We start from the raw sequence: 12,342 nt of genomic DNA, 5'->3' as shown, positions 1-12,342 counted from the left end.
TTTCATCAAATAACTAAATATTATTTACTAATTGCCACCGCTTTGGGTAAGGTGGATTTTTCTTTCATTAAATGGGACGAATTATGAAGTTATCGCCATCAGTTACGATTGAACAAAGTGACACCGGACTTGAGTTTATTAAGGTTGCGAGTGAGTTGTGTGAAGCAACTATTTTTCTGCAAGGTGCGCAAATTACTGAGTTCACGCCTGCAGGCAAAAAGCCGTTGTTGTGGGTGTCTAAGTTAGAAGACTATCAAGAAGGAAAAGGTGTACGTGGCGGTATCCCTATTTGTTGGCCATGGTTTGGTGTAAGTCAGCATGAAGGTTGGCCTGCGCATGGTGTGGCTCGTACAGGTCTTTGGCGCGCTGAAGAAGTGAAAGAACAAGAAGATTCAATCTATATCAGCCTTTCGTTACCGATGACTCAGGTTGATGATAAATATTGGCCTCATAAAACTAAGCTACTTGCTGAATTTATTTTAACGTCGAGTCTTGAGTTACGCTTAACGACCACGAACATGGATAATGAAACCATTCACTTTACTCAAGCGCTACACACGTATTTCCCAACACCTGCGATTGAAGAAACCAAAGTTGATGGTTTGCAAGGGGCAAAATACATTGAGTTTGGCGAAGGCCCTTATGAGCAGCACGACTTGGTTTCTTTTGCGCGCGAAACCGACATGGTGTACACCGAAGCAGAGGCTACACAGCGTATAATTACCCCAGACGGCATTATTGAAGTAGGTCGTGAAAACTCAACATCATGTGTGCTGTGGAATCCGTGGGTTGAGAAGTCAAAACGCTTGTCGAACTTTGCCGACGATGAGTATCATGTGATGCTCTGCTTAGAAGCAGCAAATGTACTTGATGACAGTGTAGAGCTTGCGCCAGGTGCCAGCCATACGCTTGCAACGACACTTCGCTGGGTTTAATTTACCACGCTCAACGTTAGCACGTAAGGCCAGTGACACTGGCCTTTACAAGGAATAATCGTGTTTAGTAATCAACAAATCGACACTCTGCCTCGCCACCATACTATTAAATTTCAGCCACTTGCAGATAACGCTATTTGGCATGTACAAATTAATTGGCTGCTTTTTTATATTCCACTCATGACGGTCATTGTGGCTGTTCGGTATTTTAATCAACCGTTTGCTGATGCGGTATCTGCACCTTGGTTGCTACTGCTGCCCGTGCTCGTTGTGCTTTCAATGCTGTATAACCTTTACAGTGTTCGTGTAAAAGGGATTGCATTACGTGAGCATGATATTGCTTATAAGCGTGGTTTAATTTGGCAACAAGTGACTCTGTTACCTATTTCTCGAGTTCAACATACTGAGATACATCGAGGACCCATTGAGCGGAAACTTGGCTTAGCAACACTCAGACTCTACAGTGCTGGTGGCATGAGTGCGGATCTTCATATCAGTGGTTTAACAGATAAACAATGCAATGACATTAGGCAGTTTGTACAAAGCTATGGTTATGACAATCATGCAGCAGTTGATGAGCTAGTCGATGAATAACAATGATTGGCAACGCGTGTCGCCGTGGGCACTTTTATATTTTATTGTGCATTTTGCTATTCGATTTGTTAAAGATGGCTTACTAAATTTACTGCCTATTTTAGTTATTTTTGTGACTCAGGTTGAGCAAAAATGGTTTTGGGGGCAAGTCGCAGCAAGCATCGCTATTGTCATGTTAGTTGTTTATGCATTTGCATATTATAGAAATTTTTCTTATCGCATCAGTAGCGAAAATGAAATCCTGTTAAACAAAGGGGTATTTAAGAAAGAGCGCTTAACACTGAAGTTTGCCAGAGTGCAAAATGTGAATATCGCTGAGCCCTTTTATTTCCAGCCCGTAAATTTGGTTAACTGTATTTTTGATGCTGCAGGCAGTAGCGCTCAAGAAGCCGTGATCCCAGGTGTAAAGCTCAGTTATGCCGAGCATGTACGCGAACAAGTGATGGCATTTAAAGCGCAGTTGCAGCAAAGTGACACGCCTGAAAAAGCGGAACATGCAGCACAACCATCAGCACAACACACACTCACGCTTAGTAACGCCGAAATAGCGAAGTTTGGTTTGATGTCGAATATGGCTATTTTAGCGTTAGCGGCGCTTGCCCCTTTTATGAATGCCATTTTTGATTACCTTGAAACTTCATTGATTGCGCGTCTAGAAGCCATGTTTAACGAGCAGGCTGCCTTTGTTGGCAGTGCGGCAGCATTGGCTGTGGTGACCGTCATTGTTGTTATCGTTCTGTGCGCTGTGTTGTTGTCGGTTACTATGGCTTTAATTAGGTTTTTTAATTTTCATTTATATTTTCAAGATAATAAGTTTAAACGTGTAGCGGGGCTCTTTGAGCGCCAGCAGTTATCAATAAGCTCAGAGAAAATACAAAGTGTACAAATTAAGCAAAATATCATTGCACGATTATTAAAGCGTTATACATTGATATGCCCACAAGTGAGCAGTGGTAATACAGCCCCAGGTGTTGCGGCGCATAAAAACAAACAAACACTGGTGATGCCCGTGTTAACCGCAGCGCATGTTCAGCAAGTGTGCCGTTGGTTGTTTCCGTGGTTTATTAATTTAAATGAGCTTAATTTTATTAAACCCGAACGGGCACTGCTGTATAAAAACACTGTGTTGTATGTATTTTTGCCGAGTGTGATTAGCGTTGTCGTTATTGATCAACTATTTGAAACGTTATCAATGCTTTGGGGTTTATTACCTGCGAGTATATTGATGGCTGCCGTATTTTTACGTTATCAAAAAACAGGCATGGCGCTGTATCAACATGAAGGCCGCTCATTTGCCGTGTTTAGAACGGGAATGATAGGGACTCAGTATCGTTTGTTTGAAATTTATAAAGCACAAAGTGCCACGACTATTAGTACATATTTAATGCGAAAATCAGGTTTAAAAAGCCTGTATATACAACTTGCATCGGGTTCTGTATCAATGCCGTATTTAAAATCAGTTGATGCAGAACAGTTAATTGATTTTGTGCTTTATGAAATAGAATCAGAGCCACGCAATTGGTTTTAAATGAAAATGATTATCAATACCGTTGGTTCGGTTTCGTTTTTGGGTATACTGTCCAAAAGTGAGGGATGCAGGTATTCAGATGATTTATTTACTTCCAATTATCGCTATTTCAGGCTTAGTTGCTTTACTGTGGTACGCGCGCTTTAAAAATGAGTGTAAAGGCTTTTGTATTAGTTGCGCAATTACTTGTATCGCGTTATTGGTAACCAGTGCAATGATGCTCGCAGGCCTTGGTGCGCTCAGAAGCAGTATGATGTTTGCAGTAACTATTTTTATTATTTATCAACTTTTGGGGTTAGTAAAACCTATCAAAATCGATTAATTTCTTACATTTTTTAACTACACCCGCGCAAAAAAGCAACGCATACTAGTGTGAATATTTAAAATCAATATACCCAAGCTGGGGATCAAGGATTATGATGAAAAAAGCACTATTGAGCGTTGCGCTGCTTGTTGCAGGCGAGGCGTCTGGCCAAGAAATATGGCAAACAATTCACACTGAGCATTTTAATGTACACTTTAGCGTTGAAAACCAACAGTGGGCGCAATCGGCTGCCACAGAGCTTGAAATTGTGCGTGATAAAGTGCTTAAGCAACAGCATCGTGCTTTGGATGAAGTCGTTGATGTAGTCGTGTTTGACCCTCTGAATGCCGCAAATGGCTTTGCTCTACCTGTCTCTAATAAACCCTTGATGGCACTTTTTACCACGCCACCGCAATCCGATACGGTGATTTCTAATACCGATGGTTGGCAACAATTATTAATCTTGCACGAATATATTCACTTGGTGCATTTAGCTCAGCCGACTCGCAGTGATTTTCGTCAAGCAATTAAAAATAGCTGGGATCTGTATGACTTAGCAGAAAAAGACATGCCACGCTGGGCCGCAGAGGGTTACGCAACATTATTAGAATCAAAAATGACAGGCCGTGGTCGAGTGTTTGACAATTTGTCTGAAGCGATTTTAATTGAGTTTGCTCAGCAAGGTGCATTGCCAGGTTATAAGCAACTAAGCAATACAAAAGGCGGCTTTTTGGCGGGGTCGATGGCGTATTTGGTCGGTTCGCGTTTTTTGGCTTGGCTTGAAGAAAACTATTCAGAACAAACGCTTGATGCTGTTTGGACACGAATGCAGGCAGTAAAAGACCGTGATTTCGATGAGGCATTTACAGGTGTATTTGCTGATTCTCCAGCCAAGTTGTATCGCCGCTTTGTTGCTGAGTATACATACAAAGCAATGGCTAAAGAGGTAAGTGAACAACCACTTACAAGTAAGCTTTGGTTGGAGCTTGATCTCTACGCATCAAATCCAGCACTTAGTCCAGACAACTCTAAACTGGCTATTGTTGAGCGTAATAAAGAGGGTGATACACGTTTAGTTATTTACAGTACAGAGCAAAATACACAGGCTGCAGAAGAATTTGCAACACAGCAAAATGCGCTTTTAAACGATGATCCTCTGGATATTGTCGATAAAGCTCCCGCAGTATTTAAGCGTGAGCAGAAGCATGTATTGCAGCAAATAAATAGACAAGGGATTAAAAATCCACAATGGCTGGATGAAAATACGCTGTTTTTTACAGCAACAACCACCGTGGGCAAAGGGTCTGTTCTTGGGATTTCTGATTTATACCGTTACGATATTACAACGGGTGAGGTCACAGCATTGACGCATCACGCGGGCTTGCGTCGTTTTAGCATTAGCGAAAATGGCGAAACTGTTTATGCAGAACAAAATCAGCATGGTTTCTCAGCGTTAGTGAAAGTAGACCTTACTCATGGTGACGTGACTCCCTTGTTTACAAAAAGCCTTGAAACTGTTTATGACTACCCCGTATTAAGCCCTGATAAGTCGCGGCTGGCCTATTTGAAAACCACATTGAATCAGAATTGGCGGTTGTATATACAAGATTTAAACACGACAAAATCATATCGTGTGCCTATGCCTGCAGGGTATCAATATGTATCGCAACCTAATTGGCAAGCTGATGGGAAAGGCCTTTATTTTGTGGCGGGTAAAAATGCAGCAGTTGATTTGTACCACTATGACTTTGATAAAAATGAACTTTATCAACTAAGCCAAGGCCAAGAAGTTATCGCTCATCCCATGGCGATGAATAATGGGGAGTTATTGTATTTATCAGTCACACCGGATGGCCCAAATATTAAGCACTTTACAGACTTAACTCAGCGCGAAAAAGTGACTGAACTTGCTGTAAACCCCACACCACCGCGTGGTGTGACCGCAAGCGAAGTACTCCCTAAAGCGGCTATTTATCAACAAGCGACAGGTCGACAAACTGACTATGATGTATTACAGCAAAAGCCGACTTTATCGTTGGGTTCTCAGTATTACTCCGCATCATCGTCAATATTAACCTTGGGTGTTAAAAGCAGTGACTTTTTAAAACAGCTTGATTTGCAAGCAGGCTACAGTATTGATTTACAAGATAGCGCATTAGAGGGGGCGTTTGCCGCTGCCAAATATTCAGCCTTTGATTTACACTTTAAAGCTTTGTTATTCGATTATCAGTTAGATACAGATAAACAGTACCACGGACACCATGCTGAAAAAATTGAAAACACGGGTATACACTTGGCAACAAGTTATCCAATGCAGTTTCAACAATTAAGTATCATTCCTTCTGTGAGTTATAACTACAGCGACTTTGTTCACGGCGATGATCAATGGTTAAAGCTGGGGCTAAAACAAAAGTGGCAATATGATAGACAAACAGTGGGGTTTTCTCAGTCAGCAAAGATAGCTTTACTGAAAGGTGATAGCAAAACGCATAATTGGCAAGGTTACGACTTTGCTACTGAGTTTGGTGCGCATGCGTTTAATATTCCTGTTTATGTTAACTTTGCTCAGCATTATCGTGACAATAATACGCTTGCGTTAGGTGGTTTTGCTTCTAACTTAATTAACAACGAGACTCAAAGTGGTTTAGTAGTGGCACCCGAATTACCGTTTATTAGCCAGCTTGGTAACCGCTATAAAGGTTATGGTGGCGGGGTTAGTTATAAAGATTCGCTCCCATGGCTTTACTATCAACAGCATCAAGTAGATAACCGAGTATATGCACAAAGCTATGGATTAAAATGGCAAGGCGAGTTTAGCTTTGGCCTAGGGCCTGCCGGGCTGAATGATGTGAATATTGATTTGGGCGTCGCCCGTGTTGAAGGCGACGACTTTGAAAACGATTTACGTGCTTGGCTTAGTTTTTACTATTCTTTATAACCGTTACTGCTTGGTATTTAAGGCGAATAGTTTGGCGTGATAGAGCGCCCGCTTTTCGTCTTCCCTTTCAAGCTCAATGGCTTTTTCGAGCCACTCTTTGCTCGATTGCTCATTGCCTTGTTGGTAGTTAATAATAGCCAACTCTAGATAGGGTTCAGACAAATAAGGTGCTAAGGCTATGGCGTCTTCGAGCTGCTTTCGGGCTTTAAAATACTGACCATTGTTGCGTGCATTTATTGCCGTTGCTAATAATTCGAACGGATCTTGCTTTGCTAGAGCAAGCTGTGAGTTGAGTTTAGTTAGAAGTACTTGGTCGTCGAGCTGTTCGGCCAGCACAGCGTAGTTATGAAGTAAATTGGTGTTTTCAATGTTGTGCTGTAATGCGGTTTGATAAATATGTTTTGCTCCCACTAAGTCACCAGCTTGACGGTGTAATACCGCTGCAAGATTATACAGTGCAGGATCGTAAGGGGTGTAATCGCCAGCTTTAAGAATATAGCTGTAACTTAAATTAAATTGTTTAGCGACTAAAGCCTCGGCTGCTAAGTTACTGTAGTAGCGACTTATTAAATCGTTTAAATGAGCTTTGCCGGTATAAAAACTGCCGCGGCTCGGAAAATAATCAATAATACTTCCCGGTGTGATTAAGTAAGTCACCTCATCATCAAGTGGGGCATAGACTTTGGTCCTAAAATGACCCGATACATACACAATATTACTTTCTTTGCTGTATACCGGTTCACTCGACACTGATTGAAACCCTGTTTTTAGCCCAGCTAACTGAGCATACGCCTGAGTTAAAATAGCAAGGCTAATACAATTACCTTTCTGTTTTTGAATTGTCTCAGAGGCAGTGAGTGTTTCACTGTAATAGTTAAAATTAGTGAGTTTATTTTCTAAATAGTGATAGAGAATTTGATCATCTCTGAGATAGCCACCTTGTCTTTGTGTAAAGTAATCAAGGAATTGTTGTTGCTCGTCGATGGGCAGAGCAAATAGCTCAGTGTCTTTTAAAGTAACAGGCTGAAAAAGTGTGCTATTAAGGAGGTCTGCAACACGAGGTGGCATAACAGGTTGGTTACTTTTACTGGCACATCCGAGCAGTAACATACTGATAAGTAAGATGCAGAAGAGTTGCTTCATCATCTACCTCTAAGCTTGTTTTTTATTCAATGTACCTATGTTATTCGTTGTATTCAAGTTATGAATGCTGTCTCTAAGCTGTAAACACACTGTACGGAAATCTTGCCAAGTCCTCGCTGGCTATTTTTTCATCTTCATTGCATTTTATGAGCATCTCATTAGAATGCCGCGCTCTTTTAAATGTCTTAAAAAACAATGGTTTACTTGTTGTGTATGGGCTGTTTATAAACTGCTAACGTATTAACTAAATTGTAACGAGAGAGGTCTGTTTTGGCGCACTATTTGCCGATTATTTCATGCTTTATTTTGGCGTTTAGCTTTTATCCGCTATTAAATAAAATTCGTAAAAATCGCAGTGTGTCGGGCGTGTCGTTGCTAATGATGAGCTTTGGGGTGGCACAAAGTCTTTATTTCATTACCTACAATGTGTACTTTCAGCGCATTTACATGGTCTTACCGTTTATCGTGACGGGTGTGTTAAGTGGTTTAATTCTTTATTACTTCGTGCGTTACAATGCAGCGCGCCAGCAACGGTTGCAATTAGCTGGGCTATTAATTGTGTCGGTGACGCCTTTTTTGTTATTGCTTAGCCCGTCACTGGACACTGCCACAGTCCTTAATTGGCTAACATATGTTGGCTTAGTGATGAGTTCTATCCGTGTTATGCCGCAAACCTACAAAACAATTAAAAGCGGTGATATTAGTAACTTAAGTGCACGTTATTTTAGTTTACAGTTTGTAGCGGGAGCCTGTGGTTTAGGCGCAGAACTGGCGATGGCTTCACCGAGTGTGTCACATGTTCTAACTTTTGTGATGATATTGCTAACTAATGCCGCCCAACTTGGTTGTATTCAATATTACAAGTCACGTCCAGCGATGGCATGATTATAACGTTGAAATAATAAAAGGCTGCCCGTTGGCAGCCTTTTGTGCTTATTAATTAAGCTTCGAGCGCTTTGCTAATTAAGCGATCGATATATTGCTTATGTGCTTTTGCAGCAGTGTCGGCACCCCATGGCGTACTGATATCAGCAATTTTGTTTAGCTGATAAAGCGCAGCAGCTTTGGCTAGGTTGTCGTGCTTGCTCGCTTTACCTAAGCCTGCAATCGCAATCAGCTGGTTCACATACTCAATTTGTAAGTTATGACTTAATGAGTTCGCTTTTTTACTATCGACAAAAATGCTGGCTGTTAGGTCATCCATAAATTGGCTTAGTGAATACTCATTACCGTACATTGCGCTGTCTGAAATACGCAGCATGACTGCAGGATGCAACAATTGCGCAAGCACAAGCTTTTGCATGCCTAAAATCATGTTATGTGGTTTTGGATCTTCGTTCTTACCGTAATGATTAAAACCACGACGTTGCTGTTGTAAGTAGTTATATAGCGGTTGCATGCTGACTAACACATCAGGTGCAAACACATTTTTGGCCAGAATTTGCATAGCCTGTTGCTGGCGCTCTAATGGCACTGGCGTAAATGGTGCGCCATTTTTATCATCACCCACGACGTTGCGCTCAACATACACCCCACCAATTTGACGAGATACTACGCCAGCCTGTGTTCTGTAACTACCGAATAGGATGTTGGCAGAAGTAACTAGTTGCTGATATGACTCACCTTCAACCGTGGCTTTGTCTTTTAGTTCAGTAAATAGTTTATTGATTAAGGCCATACGGTCTGCGGCGTAGGCCGCTGGGTTTGATGACATATCACCAATCATGATACGTGGATCAATGTGACGTCCTGGCGCTCGCATATCATCAGCGTCGTTACCAAATGCAAGCGCATGCTCAGATGAGCGAGCAAGAATTTTTTCTAAACGTTGTTGCTCGGCATCGGCGTCTGCCAAAGCTTGACTGTAACCATATTCAATAGCCCAGTCGTCATAAGGACCTGGTTTCGTTTGGAAAATGTCGCCTTGTTGCATGCCAATTGGAGCGATATTTGCCGGCGCATAGTCCATAACAGAGCCTGTAACAATCCCTTGCGTTTTACGCTTGTCGTGTACGTCTTTTTCGTTCCACAAAATAGAAGATTTCATATTGTGGTTTAAGCCTAAGGTATGACCGACCTCATGCAAGACAAGTTGCGTTAAACCTTGGCGTAAAATTTCTTTGTCTTCGATGTTTGCACCAGTACCTAGGCCTTTTGCAAGTAACATGTTTTCTTGAATACTGTGGCCCAAAGAGCAGTGTAGTTCTGAGTCATTCATATGTTCAGTGAGTGTCGCCGCACCTTGTGTATATAGGGTGTCGTACATCCAACGGTTTTTCATGAAGACATACTCAAGCATGATGTCTGAACCTAAGATCTCACCCGTTAATGGATTAGCAAGTGCAGGACCATAGCCACCAAATGGTGGACGTGGAGATGCGGTCCAACGTAATACGTTGTAATTTATGTCGCCTGCATCCCAGTCTGCATCGTCTGGTTGTATTTTTACTTCAATCGCATTTTTGAAACCTGCTTTTTCAAACGAGGTGTTCCATGCCAGTACCGCATCGCGGATGGTATCGCGCCACTCAACCGGTGTGGTATTTTCAATCCACCACGTAATTGGTTTTACAGGTTCAGATAAGGCTGCGGATGGATCTTTCTTTTGTAAATCCCAGCGTTTGATCACGTCTTCATAAGGGGCCCAGTCGGCAGAGGTCATATTATCGAACTGGTTAGTAAAATAACCAATTCGCGCATCATCTTGACGAGGTTGGTAGTCATTTTCAGGTAAAGCAACAAATGAGTGCTGTACTTTTATTGATACGTTACGAGGGTCGCTTATAGCGGCAGAGCCACGCACACTTGGGTTGGCGTTGCTGAATACATAATCAACAATAACATCTAGGTTATTTGCGTAAGGGCGCTGGTTAACAATACGCGATTTTTTGTCATCTAGTTTACCTAGCTTGAAGCGTTTTTTAGCGTTTTTATCGTCAGGGTTAACCCATGGAGACACTTTATGCAGTGCTTCGCTTAAAAATAGCTTATCAACGTCAAAGGCTATTTTGCCGTCTTCTTCTTTGTCTATTTTGATACTTGCGAGAACGGCTTCACTGATATTGGCATCTGCAGAGCGGGCAAGCGCTGAATTCTCGTCAAACTTATAGCGTGGTGTTTTGCTTACAATATCAAGACGATCAAAATGCTTTCTAAACTCTATGAGTTTGGTCTCTCGGTATGAGCCTCGAAAGTGGCCTGCATCTGTCACGCCATCAACGGTATGTGCAAAATACACAAACGGGGTATTAAGCTGTGACTCATTGATGACCATTAAGTTTTTACCCGTTTTGGCATCTTGGTAAAGTGTAAAAATACCGATAAATTCGGTTTTATCTTTGATCATCTCAGCCAGTGTTTCTGGCTTTTTTTCTTCTTTTTTTGCTGCAATGGCATGACCATTGACTGTCAATGCTAGGCTTAACGCTAGCGCAATATTTGTTATTTTCACTGTTAGAATGTCCTTAAACTATGTCATAGAGCAGTTTAATGAAATAACGTCTTGATAAAAGGTGATATGTTAACAAATGTGAAATTGTGTTTTTAACCAGCTGAAATTAAAATGATTTTCTTTGTAACAAATTGTTTTATACGTCACTTTAATCTGAACGGCATCATTCTATGTCTGTTTGTAACAGTTACTTACAAATGTCACATTAATGTTTCTGTCAGCTTTGGTATGATAGGACCAGTTAAAATATTAAAGGTGTAAGTTATGCGCACGAATTTATTAAAATGGACGTTACCTCTTATCGCTTTATTCATTGGTATTGCAGGTTTTATGGGGATCAATGCGATTGCCCAAGAGCCACAAGATAAGGATGAAGTTGATGTGCGTCCTCTCGTGAAAGTTGAAGCTGTTTCTAGTGATGATCACCAAGTGATTATTAACAGTTACGGTGAAGTGAAACCACTTGAAAGTACCCTGATTGCATCGCAAGTTGCAGGTGAAGTGACCAGTTGGCATCCAAATTTTGTTGCGGGCGGAATCGTCGCGCGTGGTGAAGTGTTATTTACTATTGAAAAAGATAACTACGAAGCTGCTGTATTACAAGCAGAGGCTTCGCTTGCAAGTGCGCAAGCGGCATTGATTGAAGAGCAAGCACAAGCAAAGGTTGCACAGGATGAAGCAAAACGTTACCCAGAGCGTGAACGCACAGACTTATTCCTTCGTAAACCGCAAGTATTAAGTGCCCAAGCGGCTGTAAAATCAGCACAAGCTGCATTGAAACGCGCTGAGCGTGACCTTGCTCGCTGTGAAGTGAGAGCACCTTACGATGCATTGGTCATTAACCGTGAGATTGGTGTAGGTCAATACATTAACGTGGGAAGCCAAGTTGCTGAACTTAATAACATTGAAAGTGCCGAAATCATTGTTCCTATTGCTGGTTTTGATAGTGTGTTTTTACCGAAACGCCTTAAAGGTGTTAAGGCGACGATTATTAATAAAGGTTTAAACAGCTTTACACGTGAAGCGGTGATAGACCGCGATCTAGGGGTTGTTGATAATGCGACGCGTATGAGTAATTTGGTGATACGAGTGAACGATCCATATGGTCTCAAGCATGACGTACAGCCGATTAAGTTTGGTGCTTATGTGCAAGTTAGTTTCGCGGGTGAAACACTGCAAAATATTTACCGTTTACCGCAATCACTTGTTAATAATCAAACGGTTTGGGTTGTAAATGACGAGCAAAAACTTGAGCCTCGTAAAGTCACTGTAGTGCGTGAAGAAGGTGAGTTTTTCTATATCAGTGACGGCTTACAAGTTAATGATCAATTGGTGCTTACATTACCGGAATACCCGCAAGCGGGTATGGAAGTGAAAATTGCAGGCATGAAAGAAATGACGAGCGATGCAGAGAATACTGCAGCGGTTGAAAAGCTTTAAGGTGGCGCT

9 protein-coding genes are annotated in these 12,342 nt (G+C 41.7%); 7 read left to right on the top strand and 2 right to left on the bottom strand.

The genetic code is table 11. From position 1 onward, the window contains the following. Positions 1-83: 83 nt before the first annotated feature. The 5 genes from BM378_RS15065 to BM378_RS15045 all read left to right on the top strand — a co-directional run bounded on the left by BM378_RS15065 (position 84) and on the right by BM378_RS15045 (position 6,299). Positions 84-935, top strand: coding sequence for a D-hexose-6-phosphate mutarotase (locus BM378_RS15065; protein WP_074989516.1), 852 nt, complete (start codon positions 84-86; stop codon positions 933-935). A 60-nt stretch (positions 936-995) separates the two neighbouring features. Then, complete coding sequence (locus tag BM378_RS15060; protein WP_074989515.1) at positions 996-1,529, top strand: PH domain-containing protein; 534 nt, start codon at positions 996-998, stop codon at positions 1,527-1,529. Next, positions 1,522-3,057, top strand: a complete 1,536-nt coding sequence (locus tag BM378_RS15055; protein WP_074989514.1) for a PH domain-containing protein — start codon at positions 1,522-1,524, stop codon at positions 3,055-3,057. The genes BM378_RS15060 and BM378_RS15055 overlap by 8 nt, the downstream gene beginning before the upstream one ends. Before the next feature lie 79 nt (positions 3,058-3,136). After that, positions 3,137-3,379, top strand: a complete 243-nt coding sequence (locus BM378_RS15050; RefSeq protein ID WP_036973594.1) for a hypothetical protein — start codon at positions 3,137-3,139, stop codon at positions 3,377-3,379. 97 nt (positions 3,380-3,476) lie between these two features. Then, complete coding sequence (locus tag BM378_RS15045; protein ID WP_074989513.1) at positions 3,477-6,299, top strand: TolB family protein; 2,823 nt, start codon at positions 3,477-3,479, stop codon at positions 6,297-6,299. A gap of 3 nt (positions 6,300-6,302) precedes the next feature. Here BM378_RS15045 and BM378_RS15040 read toward each other — a convergent pair whose 3' ends face one another. After that, entirely contained in the window at positions 6,303-7,445 is a 1,143-nt protein-coding gene (locus BM378_RS15040; RefSeq protein ID WP_227006795.1) for a tetratricopeptide repeat protein, read from the bottom strand. A gap of 267 nt (positions 7,446-7,712) precedes the next feature. Here BM378_RS15040 and BM378_RS15035 point away from each other — a divergent pair, with 267 nt between their 5' ends. After that, positions 7,713-8,327: a hypothetical protein gene (locus tag BM378_RS15035; RefSeq protein WP_074989511.1), complete on the top strand. Its 615-nt coding sequence runs from the start codon at positions 7,713-7,715 to the stop codon at positions 8,325-8,327. Positions 8,328-8,382: 55 nt separating this feature from the next. Here BM378_RS15035 and BM378_RS15030 read toward each other — a convergent pair whose 3' ends face one another. Next, positions 8,383-10,893 carry a zinc-dependent metalloprotease gene (locus BM378_RS15030; RefSeq protein WP_074989510.1) on the bottom strand — a complete coding sequence of 837 codons (2,511 nt, stop codon included), beginning with the start codon at positions 10,891-10,893 and terminating at the stop codon, positions 8,383-8,385. Positions 10,894-11,157: 264 nt separating this feature from the next. Here BM378_RS15030 and BM378_RS15025 point away from each other — a divergent pair, with 264 nt between their 5' ends. Next, positions 11,158-12,333, top strand: a complete 1,176-nt coding sequence (locus tag BM378_RS15025; RefSeq protein WP_074989509.1) for an efflux RND transporter periplasmic adaptor subunit — start codon at positions 11,158-11,160, stop codon at positions 12,331-12,333. Positions 12,334-12,342 lie beyond the last annotated feature (9 nt).

It is taken from the genome of Pseudoalteromonas lipolytica (assembly GCF_900116435.1).
In the GTDB taxonomy this organism is placed as follows: Bacteria; Pseudomonadota; Gammaproteobacteria; order Enterobacterales; family Alteromonadaceae; genus Pseudoalteromonas; species Pseudoalteromonas lipolytica.
The sequence above is the reverse complement of the archived record's forward strand: the minus strand, read 5'-3'. Positions and strand labels throughout refer to the sequence as shown.